General features: G+C 64.2%; 14 protein-coding genes. 9 read left to right on the forward strand and 5 right to left on the reverse strand.

Features of this window, described 5'->3' with window-relative positions; all coding sequences use genetic code 11:
* Positions 1 to 488 precede the first annotated feature (488 nt).
* The gene (locus tag ACXAF3_RS17700) at positions 489 to 821 is read right to left on the reverse strand and encodes a DUF1820 family protein (RefSeq protein ID WP_475113621.1); all 333 of its coding nucleotides are present in this window, start codon (positions 819 to 821) and stop codon (positions 489 to 491) included.
* Positions 822 to 991: 170 nt separating this feature from the next.
* On the opposite strand from ACXAF3_RS17700, the gene miaB reads away from it, so the two are divergent.
* The 5 genes from miaB to lnt all read left to right on the forward strand — a co-directional run bounded on the left by miaB (position 992) and on the right by lnt (position 7,250).
* Positions 992 to 2,371, forward strand: a complete 1,380-nt coding sequence (miaB, locus tag ACXAF3_RS17705; protein ID WP_475113622.1) for a tRNA (N6-isopentenyl adenosine(37)-C2)-methylthiotransferase MiaB — start codon at positions 992 to 994, stop codon at positions 2,369 to 2,371.
* A gap of 353 nt (positions 2,372 to 2,724) precedes the next feature.
* The gene (locus tag ACXAF3_RS17710; protein ID WP_475113623.1) at positions 2,725 to 3,771 is read left to right on the forward strand and encodes a PhoH family protein; all 1,047 of its coding nucleotides are present in this window, start codon (positions 2,725 to 2,727) and stop codon (positions 3,769 to 3,771) included.
* 18 nt (positions 3,772 to 3,789) lie between these two features.
* A complete protein-coding gene (gene ybeY, locus ACXAF3_RS17715) occupies positions 3,790 to 4,263 on the forward strand; it encodes an rRNA maturation RNase YbeY (protein WP_475113624.1) in 474 nt (157 codons plus the stop codon).
* An 84-nt stretch (positions 4,264 to 4,347) separates the two neighbouring features.
* Positions 4,348 to 5,259, forward strand: a complete 912-nt coding sequence (locus tag ACXAF3_RS17720) for an HlyC/CorC family transporter (RefSeq protein ID WP_475113625.1) — start codon at positions 4,348 to 4,350, stop codon at positions 5,257 to 5,259.
* A gap of 425 nt (positions 5,260 to 5,684) precedes the next feature.
* Complete coding sequence (gene lnt / locus ACXAF3_RS17725; RefSeq protein ID WP_475113626.1) at positions 5,685 to 7,250, forward strand: apolipoprotein N-acyltransferase; 1,566 nt, start codon at positions 5,685 to 5,687, stop codon at positions 7,248 to 7,250.
* Here the strand turns inward: lnt and ACXAF3_RS17730 are convergent, their stop codons facing one another.
* Complete coding sequence (locus ACXAF3_RS17730; RefSeq protein WP_475113627.1) at positions 7,251 to 7,673, reverse strand: acyloxyacyl hydrolase; 423 nt, start codon at positions 7,671 to 7,673, stop codon at positions 7,251 to 7,253.
* Between the two features lie 310 nt (positions 7,674 to 7,983).
* Here ACXAF3_RS17730 and ACXAF3_RS17735 point away from each other — a divergent pair, with 310 nt between their 5' ends.
* On the forward strand, positions 7,984 to 8,901 hold the full coding sequence (locus ACXAF3_RS17735; RefSeq protein WP_475113628.1) for a TIGR01777 family oxidoreductase: 918 nt from the start codon (positions 7,984 to 7,986) through the stop codon (positions 8,899 to 8,901).
* A 27-nt stretch (positions 8,902 to 8,928) separates the two neighbouring features.
* Here the strand turns inward: ACXAF3_RS17735 and ACXAF3_RS17740 are convergent, their stop codons facing one another.
* From ACXAF3_RS17740 to ACXAF3_RS17750, 3 genes are all read right to left on the reverse strand, one after another.
* Positions 8,929 to 9,303, reverse strand: a complete 375-nt coding sequence (locus ACXAF3_RS17740; RefSeq protein WP_475113629.1) for a hypothetical protein — start codon at positions 9,301 to 9,303, stop codon at positions 8,929 to 8,931.
* Between the two features lie 220 nt (positions 9,304 to 9,523).
* A complete protein-coding gene (locus ACXAF3_RS17745; RefSeq protein WP_475113630.1) occupies positions 9,524 to 10,303 on the reverse strand; it encodes a YdcF family protein in 780 nt (259 codons plus the stop codon).
* An 84-nt stretch (positions 10,304 to 10,387) separates the two neighbouring features.
* Positions 10,388 to 10,837 (reverse strand): zinc ribbon-containing protein, encoded by a 450-nt coding sequence (locus tag ACXAF3_RS17750; RefSeq protein WP_475113631.1) that lies wholly within the window; start codon positions 10,835 to 10,837, stop codon positions 10,388 to 10,390.
* Positions 10,838 to 11,037: 200 nt separating this feature from the next.
* Here ACXAF3_RS17750 and leuS point away from each other — a divergent pair, with 200 nt between their 5' ends.
* From leuS to holA, 3 genes are all read left to right on the forward strand, one after another.
* The gene (leuS, locus tag ACXAF3_RS17755) at positions 11,038 to 13,632 is read left to right on the forward strand and encodes a leucine--tRNA ligase (protein ID WP_475113632.1); all 2,595 of its coding nucleotides are present in this window, start codon (positions 11,038 to 11,040) and stop codon (positions 13,630 to 13,632) included.
* Between the two features lie 296 nt (positions 13,633 to 13,928).
* A complete protein-coding gene (locus ACXAF3_RS17760; RefSeq protein ID WP_475113633.1) occupies positions 13,929 to 14,447 on the forward strand; it encodes an LPS-assembly lipoprotein LptE in 519 nt (172 codons plus the stop codon).
* A 12-nt stretch (positions 14,448 to 14,459) separates the two neighbouring features.
* Positions 14,460 to 15,461, forward strand: a complete 1,002-nt coding sequence (gene holA, locus ACXAF3_RS17765; RefSeq protein ID WP_475113634.1) for a DNA polymerase III subunit delta — start codon at positions 14,460 to 14,462, stop codon at positions 15,459 to 15,461.
* Positions 15,462 to 15,758 lie beyond the last annotated feature (297 nt).

Consider the following 15,758-nt stretch of genomic DNA (forward strand, 5'->3'; position numbering starts at 1 on the left):
ACCAGGTTGGGGAAGTATGGCTCAACCCGCCAAAGGAAAATCAGGCTACTGCGGAGTGCAAATCCAAGGCCGCTTGATCAGTGGACGCGACAACTTTGTTGACAAACACCGCTGTGGCTTTCAGAGCGGTTCACAATCAAGGCGCGACTTTGCAGGAATGTCTAGACCTTTCAATTCGCTGCGAGCTGCGCCTTGCATCTGCACGCTTCAGGGCCCGCAGAGAGGCTATGGAGTTATTCAGAGGTTCCTTAGGGATCAACACCGCGTTGCCTCTGCCGGACATGGCGCGCCGCGGCCAATCCCGCTGTGGCGACGGATTTCCCCACCCATAAAGAATAGACGGCCCGAGTGGGGCCCCTGCCGCGGATGCGACGAGTAGCGACACGTAGGCAAGGGCGCCAGCCGGCACCGGGAGAGGACGAGGGAAGAAAAGGGGACGGGAGAGGCGGCGGCCTGCGCGGCCAGTCTGAGCCGGAGGCCGCGGGCGGTTACTCGGTGTCCAGCGGCGGGCGCACCGGCGTCGGGAAGGGGAATTTGGCGACCTTGTCGCCCTTGACCTCGACAATCTTGCCGGTACCCTCTTTCTCCACCTCGTCGATGCGCACGATGCTGTGCATCGGGATATAGGAACGGGTCACCGAGGCGAACTCTGTCTTCAGCTTCTCCTCACTGGGATCCACCACCAGCTGGGATTTCTCACCGAACACGAACTCCTCCACCTCGATAAAACCGTACATATCGCTCTGATAGATGGCGCGGGCGTAGAGCTCGTACACCTGGTTCTGGTTGTGAAAGATGACTTTGTAGATAGGGTTGGCCATAGAAGTCTCTGGAAGGGGACTGACCCCCGTAGATTCTAGTCTCGACGCGGGCTTTGCCCGAAAAAGCGCGGAAGGTTAGCACTCTAATCGAGGCCCGTCTATGCAGTCCCGGGCCGGGTCGCTATAATGCCCCACCATTTCAACTGACCAGTTTTTAACCAGGTTCGATAATGTCCGAAACCGCGCCCAAATCAGGGGTGAAAAAGCTCTATATCAAGACCCACGGCTGCCAGATGAACGAGTACGACTCGGCGCGCATGCGCGATCTGCTCGGCGAATCCCACGCCATGGTGCCCACCGACGACCCGGAAGACGCGGACGTGCTGCTGGTCAACACCTGTTCCATCCGCGAAAAGGCGCAGGAAAAGCTGTTCCACCAGCTCGGTCGCTGGAAGCACCTGAAGGAAAAAAATCCCGATCTGGTCATCGGCGTCGGCGGCTGCGTGGCCAGCCAGGAGGGCGAGGCCATCGCCAAGCGCGCGCCCTATGTGGACCTGATCTTCGGCCCGCAGACACTGCACCGGCTGCCGGAGATGATGGAGACCAGGCGCCAGAAGAACGGCGCCGTGGTGGTGGACGTCAGCTTCCCGGAGATAGAGAAGTTCGACCGGCTGCCGCAGCCGGAGGCCGACGGCGCCACCGCCTTCGTGTCCATCATGGAGGGCTGCTCCAAATACTGCACCTTCTGCGTGGTGCCCTACACCCGCGGCGAGGAGGTCAGCCGCCCGGTGGCGGATGTGCTCGAGGAGATTGCCCACCTGGCGGACCAGGGTGTGCGCGAGGTGAACCTGCTGGGCCAGAACGTCAATGCCTACCGGGCCCCGGGCGAGGACGGCCAGATAGTGGATTTCGCCGAGCTGATCACCTATGTGGCGGCCATCGACGGTATAGACCGCATCCGCTACACCACCTCCCACCCGGTGGAGTTCTCCGACGCACTGATCGACGTCTACGCCGAGGTGCCGGAGCTGGTGAATCACCTGCACCTGCCGGTGCAGAGCGGCTCCGACCGCATTCTGATGGCGATGAAACGCGGCCACACGGTGCTGGAATACAAGTCCAAGATCCGCCGCCTGAGGAAGATACGCCCGGATATCTGCCTGTCGTCGGACTTTATCGTCGGCTTCCCCGGCGAGACGGAACAGGATTTCGAGGCCACGATGAACCTGATCCAGGAGGTGGGTTTCGATATCTCCTTCAGCTTTATCTACTCGCCGCGCCCGGGCACCCCGGCCGCGGACCTGCCGGACGACACCCCGGAAGAGGTCAAGAAGCAGCGATTGCAGCTGCTGCAGAACCGCATCAACCAGCAGGCCGCGGCCATAGCCCGGCGCATGGTGGGCAACACCGAGCGGGTGCTGGTGACCGGTGTGTCGAAAAAGGACCCGGGCCAGCTGCAGGGCAGGACCGAGAACAACCGCGTGGTCAACTTCCGCTGCGACGACCCGGCCCTGATCGGCAAGTTTGCCGATGTGCTGATCGAAGAGGCGCTGCCCAATTCACTGCGCGGGACACTGGTGGCCTCGGAATTGAATGGACCCCTGGCCTGAATTTGGTTTCGGGGCTGTCCCTTTGAGAGCTTTGTAGGCAAGCTCCGGGGCGGCCCTGCGACCGGTGGCTTCTCGCGGGACTGTCGGCCGGAGGGACCCGGCCGCCAAGCCTCCAGGGATGGATTCACGGCGTGTCCCGCAAACGAATCCCGGCAGCAGGGCCGCCCCAAAACCCGCTTACGCAGAACCAGAAAGGGCCGCCAGGGAAAGAACAGTCGCAGCTCTGTAATACCACTGTGTTATAAGTCCTGGAACCAGATAGAACCCATTCGTCACACTCCACCCTTTCCCATACCGGGAAAATGGGTATAACCTAGCAGTGAATCCCCCAGATAAAGGTGCCGGAAACCAATTTGGAAACACATACTCTCGCTCACAGCATCACCCTGGAGCCCAACGACGCCCGCCGCCTGGCCAACCTCTGTGGCCAATTCGATCAACACCTGCGCCAGATTGAACAGCGATTGGATATCGAGATCCGCAATCGCGGCAATCAGTTTGCCTTCTACGGAGAACCCGCGTCCGCCCGCGCCGCCGGCGAGGTGCTGAGCTTCCTGTACAAGGAGACCGGCAACCGCGACCAGCTGACGCCGGACGAGATCCACCTAGCCCTGCAGCAGTCCGGCGTCGAGGAGCTGATGGACAACGCCGGCGGCGAGAGCGCCGAGGCCGAGCAGGTGGTGCTGATCCGCACCAAGAAGTGTTCCGTGCGCCCGCGCGGCCTGAACCAGCGCAAGTATGTGCGCGCGGTGCAGACCAACGACATCAACTTCGGCATAGGCCCGGCCGGCACCGGCAAGACCTATCTGGCCGTGGCCTGCGCCGTGGAGGCGCTGCTGAAGGACCAGGTCGAACGTATACTGCTGGTGCGCCCGGCGGTGGAGGCCGGCGAGAAACTCGGCTTCCTGCCCGGCGACCTGAGCCAGAAGGTAGACCCCTATCTGCGCCCGCTCTACGACGCCCTCTACGAGATGCTCGGCTTCGAGACTGTGGGCAAGCTGATCGAGCGCAATGTGATCGAGGTGGCACCGCTGGCCTATATGCGCGGCCGCACGCTGAACAACGCCTTCGTGATCCTCGACGAGAGCCAGAACACCACCCGCGAGCAGATGAAGATGTTCCTGACCCGCATCGGTTTCGGCTCCACCGCGGTCATCACCGGCGACCCCAGCCAGATAGACCTGCCCCGCGGCCAGGCCTCGGGTCTGCGCCACGCGATCGAGGTGCTGGGCAAGGTGAGCGGCATCAGCTTCACCCACTTCGGCGCCAAGGACGTGGTGCGCCACCCGCTGGTGCAGCGCATCGTGGAGGCCTACGACGTCCACGAGGCCCAAAGCGAAGCGCTGGCCAGAAATGAGCGCGAGGCGCTCGCGGGCAAAGCGGACGAAAATGCAGCCTGAGGCCGCCGCTCCAACATCATGATCGATTTACAACTCGAGGTGCAGCGGGCCAGCCGCTGCATCGATCTGCCCTCCGACGACAGTATCCGCACCTGGGTCGCCGCCGCACTGGCGGGGCGCCGCGACACGGCGGAGCTGACCGTGCGCATCGTCGACGAGGACGAGAGCCGGCAGCTCAACGGCCGCTACCGCGGCAAGGACAGACCGACCAATGTTCTGTCCTTCCCGGCCGAACTCCCCGAGGACCTGGATCTCCCCCTTCTCGGGGATCTTGTGATCTGTGCGCCGGTTGTGGCGCAGGAGGCGGAGCAGCAGCGCAAAACACTCCCGGCGCACTGGGCACATATGGTGGTCCATGGCACACTGCATCTTTTGGGCTACGACCATATAGAAGACGCGGACGCCGAGGTGATGGAAAAGCTCGAGACGGGCCTGCTGGCCGGACTCGGTTACGCGGATCCCTACGCCCCCGTGGAAGAAATCCAGGAGTAAGCCGCGGCCCACTTGGCGAGCCGCTGGGCCGCGCCTGGCTGCAGACTGGACAGACTTAGAGTAGAGACGAGAGAAAAGCGGAGCATGGCCACTTCCATGACGACAGACGAACCCCCAAGTAGTCACTCATCCAGCCGCCCCCGATCGGGTGAAAAGCGCTCGGGTGAAAAAAACTGGCTGGAGAAGCTCTTCGGAGCCTTTTCCGCAGAACCCAAATCCCGCGACGAACTGCTGGATATCATCAAGGATGCCGCGGAAAACCAGTTGGTGGATGCGGAGGCCCTGTCCATCATCGAGGGCGCGCTGGACGTCTCCAGCCAGCAGGTGCGCGAGATCATGATCCCCCGCTCGCAGATGGTGGTGGTCAGCCTGCAGGACAAGCCCGAGGAGTTCCTGCCCAAGATTATCGAATCCGGCCACTCCCGCTTCCCGGTGATCGGCGAGAGCGTGGACGACATCCGCGGCATACTGCTGGCCAAGGACCTGCTGCCGCTGATTCTGAAAGGGCTGGAGGGATTCCAGCTGGAAGACATCATCCGCCCCGCCAACATCATTCCCGAGAGCAAGCGCCTCAACATCCTGCTGCGGGAATTCCGCGAGAACCGCTACCACATGGCGGTGGTGATCGACGAGTACGGCGGCGTCTCCGGCGTGGTCACCATCGAGGATATCCTCGAGGAGATCGTCGGCGAGATCGAGGACGAGACCGACGAGGAAGAGGCGGACAGCTTTATCCGCAAGGTGGGCGACAACGACTATATCGTCAAGGCGCTCACCCCGATCGAGGAATTCAACGAGTACTTCGACAGCGAGCTCAGCGAAGAGGAGTTCGACACCGTCGGCGGCCTGATCATGCAGTCCTTCGGCCATCTGCCGGGGCGCGACGAGGTCACCCGCCTGGGCGACTTCATGTTCCGGGTGCTCTACGCGGACAACCGGCAGATACACCTGCTGCGCGTGAGCCGTATGGAGAAGCCGGCAGAGGACGACGACTAGGGAACCTCTGAATAAGTCCGTGATGTCTCTGGCTTTCAGAGCGGTTCACAATCAAGGCGCGGCTTCGCAGGAATGTCTAGACCTTTCAAGAAGTCGCAACGCAGAGTGTGAATCGCTCTGAAAGCCCCGAAGGGCGGGACCTGAAGGCCGCAGCTGCTGCGTTGCAGCTCTTGCAAAGGGCTGGGCCATTCGCGGCGAGCTGCGCCTAACATCTGCAGCCTTCAGGCCCCGCAGAGACATTACGGACTTAATCAGAGGCTCCCTAGAGCTCTCGGGGCTCGGAGAAACCGCCTAGGGCGGATATGCTTGACGCACATCCGCCCTGCGGCTCGAAAAGATTACCGTAATTTGATGCGAAGGCGCTGCCGCCGGCAGCAGCGCCGCGCGGGCGCCAGAAACTGGCCCATTTCATACGAACCCAGCAAATGCGCAAGCTACTGATCCCCATCGCCAGCGCCGCCGCCGGCGCGCTGATGACACTCTCCTTCGCCCCGTACGATTTTTGGATCTGCGGCCTGCTGTCGCTGGCCCTGCTCGCCTGGCTGTACCTGCGCGCATCGGGCGGCAGACAGCTGCCCGGCCGCGCCGCCCTGTGGCTCGCCTTCTGCTACGGCCTGGGACTCTTCGGCAGTGGCGGCTCCTGGGTCTATGTCTCCATCACCGAGTTCGGCAACTCCTCGGTGCCGCTGGGCCTGCTGCTCACCGGCGCCTTCGTCGCCATCATGGCACTGCTGCTGGCGCTGCCCCTCTATTTTGTCGGCCGCTTTACCGACAACGGAACCAGCTTCGCCCTCGCCTTCCCGGCGCTGTGGTTTATCAGCGAGTGGCTGCGCAGCTGGATCTTTACCGGCTTCCCGTGGCTCTTCGCCGGCTACGGCCATATCGACACCTGGCTGTCGGGCTGGGCCCCGGTGGTCAGTGTCTACGGCATAGGCCTGCTGCTGGCCTTCACCTCGGCCGTGATCGCCCTGGCCGCCGCCGGCCGGCTCGCGCCGCTGCGCCGACGCACCGCCGTCGCGCTGATCGCGGCGGCCCTGCTGCCCTGGCCCGCCGGATTGCTGCTCGCGCAGATTGAATGGACCCGGGCGGAAGGCGACGAAATCAGCGTCGGCCTGGTACAGGCCAACATTCCGCAGGACAAGAAGTGGCTGCCGGAATTCCGCGGCGAGACCATCAGTCGCTACCAGCAGGCCACCGAGGCGCTGAGCAAACAGGGGGTGGACGTGATCGTCTGGCCCGAGGCGGCGCTGCCGCTGCTCTACGGCCAGGCCCCGAACCTGATGCGGGCACTGCAGCGCAACGCCGAGCAGACGCAGATAGACCTGATCAGCGGCATACTCTACGACCGCGTGGACGACACCGACGGCCGCCGCATCATCCACAACTCCGCCGCCGTCTTCGGCCGCACGCCCGGCGTCTACCACAAACGCCATCTGGTGCCCTTCGGCGAATATGTGCCGCTGGAGGAGTGGATCCGCGGCACCATCGAATTCTTCGACCTGCCCACCTCCTTTATCCGCCCGGGGGCGGAGGGACAGCAGCCGCTGAGCGCCGGCGGCACCGACTGGGCACCGCTGATCTGCTACGAGATCGTCTACCCGCGCATGGTCGCCGACAGCGCCCTGAGCGCACAGGTGCTGCTGACCATCAGCAACGACGCCTGGTTCGGCGACTCCATAGGGCCGCTGCAACATATGCAGATGGCGCAGATGCGCGCCCTGGAAACCGGCCGCTACCTGGTGCGGGGCACCAACACCGGTGTCACCGCCGTCGTCGATCCCCGCGGACACATCGTCGAAAAGCTGCCGCAGTTCGAGCGCGCCACCATGGTCGGCCAGGTCAGAGCCATGCGCGGCGCCACCCCGTTTATGCTCGCGGGCATCTCCCTGGTGTTTGCGCTGGCCCTGCCGATGCTGGCCGCGGCACTGCTGCTGCGCCGCCGCGGCAGCCTGCGCGCGGATCTCGTCGTCGGCCAGCAGACAACAGACTGATCAGAAAGGCACGCGAAACTGCAGTATATCGATGCCGGTGTTCAATGGCGTGAGCCCGGCACTGGAGTAATGCAGGTATTCCAGCGAGAAATGCCTGAAGTCGACACCGAAGCCGGTGCGATAGTTGAAATGCCCCACCAGCGGCGAGCCGTCGATATAGGCCACCCCCAGGCGGCCGTAGACACTGCCTTGGCAGAACTCCCACCCCGGCCGCAACAGGCGCGTGATCGAGGCCCCGTAGGCCAGGTGGTCCTGCTCCCCGTCCCGGGTATCGCCATGGCCGAGAATGGTTGCGCCAAACTCCCAGTGGCGGTGGCGGAAGGAGAGCTCCGCGGCGGTCATATCCCCGGTAAAAACCGCCTTGCCGACGGCGACGGTGAAACCGTTCTGTGGCAGATCTTCCGCCAGTACCTGCGCCGACACGCTGAATCCCAAAACGAAGATCCAAGCGCGCAATCCAGTTGCCCTGCCGTACATCCTTGCTACCTCATCCCCGCGGCACTGATGTGGGTACATCCGCGACCCTAAAAAACTATAGCAACCCCGCTCGTGCTGGGAAACGGACGCCAGACTGCGCGCAAGTAGGCGGAAATCTCCTACACTTCGCTGTATTTGCGCCAAGGGCGGGCTTGCACCCCGCAACTGCTACTATGTAAGCGCGGCCCACAGCCGCCGAAGCGACAAGTACAAATTACCGATTCACCGACACGAGCACGGCAAGGATGCCTTCCCTATGCATTGTTTAATCAGCGGCGGCACGGGCCTGATAGGCCGGCTGTTCTGCCAGCGATGGCTGGCACGGGGCGATACGCTGACGGTGCTGAGCCGGCAGCCGGACAAGGTGCGCAAACTGTGCGGCGAGGCGGCCAATGGCTGCCGCACTCCCGAGGAAGTGGATACACCGGTCGATATCGTCGTGAACCTGGCGGGGGAGGCGATCACCCACCGCTGGACGGAGAAGCGCCGCGCGGAGATCCGCAACTCGCGCCTGCAGACGACGGAGAAGTTGGTGCGCTGGTCCCTGACCCAGGTGCCGCGCCCGCGCTACTTCCTTTCCGGATCGGCGGTGGGCTATTACGGCGACCGCGGCGGCGACCTGCTCAAGGAGAGCAGCCCCCCCGGCGGCGGCTTCGCCGCGCAGCTGTGCCGGGATTGGGAGGCGGCCACCCTGCCGCTACAGAAGGCCGGCATCTGCGTCGGCACCATGCGCACCGCCATAGTGCTGTCCACCCGCGGCGGCGCCCTCTCAAAGATGTTGCCCGCCTTCCGTCTCGGCCTCGGCGGCCCGATGGGTTCCGGCGAACAGTGGATGAGCTGGATTCACGAGGAGGATATCGTCGGTCTGATGCTGCACGCCATCGACCGGCAACTGTGTCAGCCGTTCAACGCCTGCGCACCCGAAGCGGTGACCAACAACAGCTTTGCGCGCCTGCTCGGCAAACAGCTGCACCGCCCCGCCCGAATGCGTACACCGGCCTGGCTGCTGAAGTTGATGTTCGGGGATATGGCGGAGGAGCTGCTGCTGGCCAGCCAGAAAATGGAGCCGCGCACCGCCCTCGACAGCGGCTATAGCTTCCGCTTTCCGACTCTGCAGCAGGCCCTGGCGGACCTGCTGCAAAAGAACGGCCGCGCCAACAAAGCGCGCGCCTGACTGTGCTCGCCCAGAGCCTAGAGGCCGCTATGCGGCCTCCACGCTGCGGCTCAGGGCCTCGGCCAGGTAGCGGCGGCGGGACTCCGCCACCACCGGTTCCGCGCGGCACTCCATCGGCGCGGAACCCACCCACTCGGCGTGCCAGTGGTACCACCGCTGCTCGCCCCCTTCACAGCGCAGCTCGATAAAGTCCGCCTCGGCCGGGTTGATGCGGAATTCCCGCACTATCTGCCCGGCAAAAGTCTCGAAATTCTTGCTCACCTGGGCGGCTCCGTCGCTGCCGGCGCAGAGGAACACCAGTTCACGGCTGTCCTGTGACGCGCGCTTGAGGCCGATCCACACGGCGCGATTGAGGCGATTGTGCAGTTGGATGGGGGAAAAGGATGCAGGAATGTCCTTCATCTCAGTGATACCTCTTTTATTGTTATGGTTGCTATCCACAGCCACCGCTCCATCAGAATCGACTAAAAAGTGGTCGCTGCGAGGTGCAGCCATCTTATGCCCCGCGCCGGGACCGGGCAAGGCCGAATCGTGACCGGGAGTACGGGATTGGCCCGGACCGCCGCTTGACACTCGATAAACCGCTGACTCTGTTCCGACCCGCAACCGGCCCGATGGTTCCTCAGCAGGACCTGACCGGCGGCAGCGGCCACCAGCGATACCAGTGGCGCGCCAGCATCTCCCGCCAGTACACCTGGGTGCGCAGCATGGCCGCCGCGCTCGGCAGCCAGCGCAGCGGGCCACCCTGGGCCCTCGGCAGCAGTTCGGCGGAGCTGCCCACCGGCAGCGGCCGCACCTGCAGGCCGGCGCGGGCGAAAACCTCCGCCGCGCGGGGCATGTGCCACCAGTGGGTGACCAGCACTATGCTCTCCACACCGGAGTCGTGCAGCACCGCGGCGGTGTTGACCGCGTTCTCGGCGGTGGTGCGGCTGCAATGCTCGCGCCAGGTCACCGGGCGCTGGAACAGTTCCTGCAACAACTGCGCCATCAGCTCCGCCTCCGAGGCGCGCTCCTGTTCGAACACGCGCCCGCCGGAAACCAGCAGCGGCAGCTGCGCCGGCGCCCGCTGTGCGGCCCAGACCACCCGCTCCAGGCTGGTGGCCGACAGGCGCTCACCGCCGGATTTCTGATCCCGGTAGCGGCCGCCGCCCAGCACCACCACCGCCTGGGGCACCACATCCGGGGCGCCGGCAGTTTTGTCCAGCCGCTCGCCCAGCCAGGCGGAAAACGCCGGCGTTGCGCTAATCCACAGGGCGGCGAAGGAGAGCATAGCCAGCGGCAGTGACAGTTTCGCGAAAGGGGAGCCGGAGGGGAAAAACCACAGCAACAGCGCCAACAGCAGGCCCAGCAGCGGCGCCAACGGGGGCATTGCGAGGGTGGCCAAGGCGTTCTGCAGCTCCATTCCTATTCCTCAGGTTTCGGACTCGCGGGGTCTATATGGCACCCCGCCCCGACTTCGAAAGCAAGCCCCCCGAAACCCGGTTCTTCACTCCTCCAGCCCGCCCTCGATCTGCCGGAAGCAGCCGTAACCGCAGCGGTGGCAGGGGGTGATCTGGCTGTTCTCCGGCGGCGTGGCTCGATAGCCGCAGCCCAGGCACTGCAGCTCCTCGCCGGCGACAGTGCGCTCGCCCGCCAGGGCCCAGGGCCTGCCCTGCTTGATACAGCGCATCAGGTTGGGCCAGGCGGTTTCGGTCGGGTCCGCCGCATCCAGCAGCCAGCTGCCGCCGCGCTCCTCCAGTGTCTGCAACTCGCCGCCGAGACCGCGCAAATAGTCCGCCGCTCGGTGCAGGTCATCCTTCAGCCAGGCGCGCAGGAAGGCGACCTTGGTGGCCGTCAGATCCTCCACCGCCAGCTCCCCTTCCACCAGATCCTCCAGATCCCGGCGCAGCGCCTCCGCCATATTCTCCTCCGGCGGCAACTTTGGTTCCTTCGTCATGGCTCCCCTCACTATCGTTAAACTGGCAACCCGATAGATGGTCCCTGATCCATCGGTCTGTTGCGGGCTAGCGCCGCCCTTTGAGCGGCGGCGGTGCGTCCCTGCACTGCGATAATAACCTGGCACAAAGGCCTGCCAGGTTAATATAATCCCGCGCTTTCAATCGTATTTTTCGAGCACAGAGTATAGGTCCCCAGCCGATGGAAGAGCAGTACAACCCCTCCGTAGTCGAAGCGTCCGCCCAGCAGTTCTGGGAGGAACAGAAGAGCTTTGAAGTGCAGGAAGACGCCAGCAGGGAAAAGTTCTACTGCCTGTCCATGTTCCCCTACCCGAGCGGCAAGCTGCATATGGGGCATGTGCGCAACTACACCATCACCGATGTGATCTCCCGCTACCAGCGTATGCTGGGCAAGAATGTACTGCACCCGATGGGCTGGGACGCCTTCGGCCTGCCGGCCGAAAACGCCGCCATTCAGAACAAGACGGCGCCGGCCAAGTGGACCTACGCCAATATCGACTACATGAAGGGCCAGCTGAAAGCGCTCGGCTTCGGCTTCGACTGGTCCCGCGAGCTGGCCACCTGCCAGCCGTCCTACTACCGCTGGGAGCAGTGGTTCTTCACCCGCCTGTACGAGAAGGGCCTCGTATATAAAAAGAACTCCGCGGTGAACTGGTGCCCCCACGACCAGACGGTGCTGGCCAACGAGCAGGTGGAGGACGGCTGCTGCTGGCGCTGCGGCACCACCGTCGAGCGCCGCGAGCTGGCACAGTGGTTTATCAAGATCACCGACTACGCCGAGGAGCTGCTGGGCGACCTGGACAAGCTGCCCCACTGGCCGGAGCAGGTGCGCACCATGCAGCGCAACTGGATCGGCAAGAGCCGCGGCATCGAGCTGTCCTTCGCGCTGCCGAAGGCCATCGCCGGTGTCGACCACTTCGATGTCTACACCACCCGCCCGGATACGCTGATGGGCGTGACCTATGTATCCCTGGCCGCGGAGCACCCGATATCCCTGGAGCTGGCCGAGAACAACGCCGAGCTGAAAGCCTTTATCGCCGAGTGCAAGAAGCAGTCTCTGTCCGAAGCCGATATGGCCACGATGGAGAAGAAGGGCATGGACACCGGCATCAAGGCGATACACCCGATCACCGGCGAGGAGGTGCCGGTTTGGATCGCCAACTATGTGCTGATGGACTACGGTTCCGGCGCCGTGATGGCGGTGCCGGCGCACGACCAGCGCGACTGGGAATTCGCGCGCAAATACGGCCTGCCGATCAAACAGGTGGTGGCGCCCGCGGGTGACGAGGCCATCGACCTGGACAGGGAGGCCTTCACCGACAAGGGCGTACTGGTCAATTCCGGCGGCTTCGACGGCCTCGACTTCGACGCCGCCTTCAACGCCATCGCCGATGCCCTCGAAGCCGCCGGCAAGGGCCGCGTGACCACCAACTACCGATTGCGCGACTGGGGCGTATCCCGCCAGCGCTACTGGGGCGCCCCGATTCCGATGTTCAACCTGCCCGACGGCGGCGAAATTCCGGTACCGGCGGAAAAGCTGCCGATTCTGCTGCCTGAGGACGTGGAACTGGACGGCGTACAGTCGCCGATCAAGGCCGACCCCGAGTGGCGCAAAGACGAGCTGAACGGCGAGCCGGTGGAGCGCGAGACGGACACCTTCGACACCTTTATGGAGTCCAGCTGGTACTACGCCCGCTACACCTGCCCGGATTTCGACCAGGGCATGCTGGACCCGGAGCGCGCCAACTACTGGCTGCCGGTGGACCAGTATGTGGGCGGCATCGAACACGCGATACTGCACCTGCTCTACGCGCGCTTCTTCCACAAGCTGATGCGCGACGAGGGCCTGGTGGAGAGCGACGAGCCCTTCAAGCAGCTGCTGTGCCAGGGCATGGTGCTGGCGGAGTCCTTCTACAAGGAAGTGGACGGCCACAAGGTGTGGATCAATCCCGCCGACGTGGATGTCGAGCGCGACGACAAGGGCAAGCCGATCCGCGCGGTCGAGCGCGCCACCGGCGAGGAGGTGATTGCCGGCGGCGTGGTGAAGATGTCCAAGTCCAAGAACAACGGCATAGACCCCCACGCCGCGGTGGAGCAGTACGGCGCCGATACGGTGCGCCTGTTCACCATGTTCGCCGCGCCGCCGGAACAGACCCTGGAGTGGCACGACGCCGGCGTGGAGGGCGCCAGCCGCTTCCTGCGCAAGCTGTGGAAGACGGTGCACAGCCATATCGCCGCCGGCGACACTGTGGCGTTCGACGTAAACGCCCTGTCGGACAAACAGCGGCAGCTGCGCCGCAAGACCCACGAGACCATCCTGAAGGTCGGCGACGACTACGGCCGCCGCCAGACCTTCAATACCGCCATCGCCGCGGTGATGGAGCTGCTGAACGAAGTGGGCAAACTGGCCGAGCGCGACAGCGCCCAGGGCCTGGCGGTCGAGCGCGAGGCGCTGGAGGCCGCGGTACTGCTGCTGGCCCCGATCACCCCGCATATCTGCCACAGCCTCTGGCAGGCGCTGGGCAACGACACGCCGCTGGTGGACGCCCAGTGGCCGCTCGTCGACGAAAGCGCCCTGGTGCGCGACCGCATCACCCTGGTGGTGCAGGTCAACGGCAAGGTGCGCGCCAAGCTGGAGGCGCCGGCGGAGGCCGACAAGGACACGCTGGAGAAGCTGGCACTGGAAAACGAAAACGTGCAGAAATTTATCGGCGATGCCACGGTGCGCAAGGTGATTGTGGTGCCGGGCAAGCTGGTCAATATCGTTGCCAAATAACCCCGGGGCTGGGTGCCCTGTAAGCGGGCGCCGAGGCGGCACCGCTGCCGCTAGCCCTTTGCGGGACACGCCGTGAACCCATCCATGGGGGCTTGTCGGTCGGGTCGACCGACAGTCCCGCAAAGGGCTAGCGGCATCAGTGCCTTCATATTGAACTAAAGGGTTTTTCCGTCTCCTATCAGTGAGGTTGGTCAAACGCGAAAGCGAAATGCGAAGGCCCTGTGCCTGCTACGAAGTTCCAGAGGCACCACCGTAGACGGCCAATGCGCATTCGGAAGCAAAAACATAGGAAGACGATGAAACTAATCCGCCCTCTACTGATACTTACCCTACTCGCCACCGCCAGCTGCGGCTGGCACCTGCGCGGCGCGCCGAAAAACTTCCCCCCCGGCAGCCAGCTGTATATCTCCGCCGAGGACCCGCGCAGCGATATCGCCGAGGAACTGACCCGCCTGCTGCAGAACGCCGGCCTGCCGATGGCGGAATCGCCGCTGGAGGCGGACTATGCGCTGACCATCCACAAGGAAACCGAGCGCAAGCGCACCGTCTCCGTGGACGCCAAGGGGCGCGCCGCCGAATACGAGCTGATTACCAGCGCCCTCTACAGCGTGCGCGACAGCAACGGCCGCTGGCTGCTGAACAACGCCGAGGCGGACGTCTACCGCACCCTCGAGTGGAGCGACGACGAAATCGTCAGCAAGGGCGAGGAAGAGCGACTGCTGCGCGAAGAGATGCGCCGCGAACTGATCGGGCGCATTATCGACCGGCTGCGCCGCATCGACGTCAACGCGACCGCCGAAGACCGGAGCTACTGATGAGGTGCGCTAATGCGCATTAACCCGCGCCAACTGCCACAGAGCCTGAACAAGGGCCTGGCCCCGATTTACGTCGTCAGCGGCGACGAACCGCTGCTGGTGCAGGAGTGCTGCGACAGCATCCGCGCCGCCGCGAGGAAAAACGGTTTCAGCGAGCGCGAATTGCTGCACGGGGAGCACAATTTCGACTGGGGCCAGCTGCTCGCCTCCGCCGGCAGCATGTCGCTGTTCGCGGAGAAAAAAGTCATCGAACTGCGCCTGCCCGGCGGCAAACCCGGGGACAAGGGCAGCAAAGCGCTGCAGGAGTTCGCCAGCCTCGCCGGCGACGACCTGCTGCTGTTGCTGGTGCTGCCGAAACTGGACAGATCGCAGCTGAACAGCAAGTGGATCAAGGCCCTGGACCAGAAGGGCGTGTTGATCCAGGTGTGGCCGGTGGACGCCCAGGAAATGCCGCGCTGGATTCACCAGCGCCTGCGCGCCGCCGGCCTCGACGCCGAGCCGGAGGCGATCCAGATACTGGCGGAACGGGTCGAGGGCAACCTGCTCGCCGCCAGCCAGGAGATCGAAAAGCTCAAGCTGCTGAGTGCGGATAACCTGATCACCGCCGAAACGATGAGCGACGCCGTGGCCAGCTCCGCCCGCTACGACGTCTTCGGCCTGATCGACAGGGCCCTGGCCGCCGACGCCGAGGGCGCCATCAAGACACTGCACGGCCTGCGCGCCGAGGGCGTCGAGGCGCCGGTGGTGCTCTGGGCCCTGGCGCGGGAAATCCGCAGCCTGCTGGAAATCGGTGAAAAACTGGACCAGGGCCAACCGATCGCGCGCCTGGTGCGCATCCAGAAACGCCAGCCGCTGGTACAGGCCGCCCTCGCCCGCCTGCGCCCACGGCAACTGGAAAACCTGCTGCTGCGCGCGCGCGCGGTGGACACCGCGATCAAGGGCGGAAAGGACCAGGATCCCTGGACCGGGCTGCTGGAACTAACCCTGAACCTGTCCGGCAAGCGCAGTATCTAACACTGGGACTGCCCCCGGGAGCACCGAGTCCCAGCTCTGCCAATCGACGACTACAGGCTTTACCCTGCTAGGGAACCTCTGAATAAGTCCGTAATGTCTCTGGCTTTCAGGGCGGTTCACAATCAAGGCGCGGCTTCGCAGGAATGTCTAGACCTTTTAAGAAGTCGCAACGCAGAGTGTGAATCGCTCTGAAAGCCCCGAAGGGCGGGGCCTGAAGGCCGCAGCTGCTGCGTTGCAGCTCTTGCAAAGGGCTGGGCCATTCGCGGCGAGCTGCGCCTAACATCTGCAGCCTTCAGG

Source organism: Microbulbifer sp. ABF4_143, from assembly GCF_056160225.1.

Excerpts from the sequence above, each read along its gene's own strand:
- ACXAF3_RS17700 (WP_475113621.1), bottom strand. The coding sequence starts at position 821 with ATGGCCAACCCTATCTACAAAGTCATCTTTCACAACCAGAACCAGGTG.
- miaB (WP_475113622.1), top strand. The coding sequence starts at position 992 with ATGTCCGAAACCGCGCCCAAATCAGGGGTGAAAAAGCTCTATATCAAG.
- ybeY (WP_475113624.1), top strand. The coding sequence starts at position 3,790 with ATGATCGATTTACAACTCGAGGTGCAGCGGGCCAGCCGCTGCATCGAT.
- ACXAF3_RS17720 (WP_475113625.1), top strand. The coding sequence starts at position 4,348 with ATGGCCACTTCCATGACGACAGACGAACCCCCAAGTAGTCACTCATCC.
- lnt (WP_475113626.1), top strand. The coding sequence starts at position 5,685 with ATGCGCAAGCTACTGATCCCCATCGCCAGCGCCGCCGCCGGCGCGCTG.
- ACXAF3_RS17735 (WP_475113628.1), top strand. The coding sequence starts at position 7,984 with ATGCATTGTTTAATCAGCGGCGGCACGGGCCTGATAGGCCGGCTGTTC.
- ACXAF3_RS17740 (WP_475113629.1), bottom strand. The coding sequence starts at position 9,303 with ATGAAGGACATTCCTGCATCCTTTTCCCCCATCCAACTGCACAATCGC.
- ACXAF3_RS17745 (WP_475113630.1), bottom strand. The coding sequence starts at position 10,303 with ATGGAGCTGCAGAACGCCTTGGCCACCCTCGCAATGCCCCCGTTGGCG.
- ACXAF3_RS17750 (WP_475113631.1), bottom strand. The coding sequence starts at position 10,837 with ATGACGAAGGAACCAAAGTTGCCGCCGGAGGAGAATATGGCGGAGGCG.
- leuS (WP_475113632.1), top strand. The coding sequence starts at position 11,038 with ATGGAAGAGCAGTACAACCCCTCCGTAGTCGAAGCGTCCGCCCAGCAG.
- ACXAF3_RS17760 (WP_475113633.1), top strand. The coding sequence starts at position 13,929 with ATGAAACTAATCCGCCCTCTACTGATACTTACCCTACTCGCCACCGCC.
- holA (WP_475113634.1), top strand. The coding sequence starts at position 14,460 with ATGCGCATTAACCCGCGCCAACTGCCACAGAGCCTGAACAAGGGCCTG.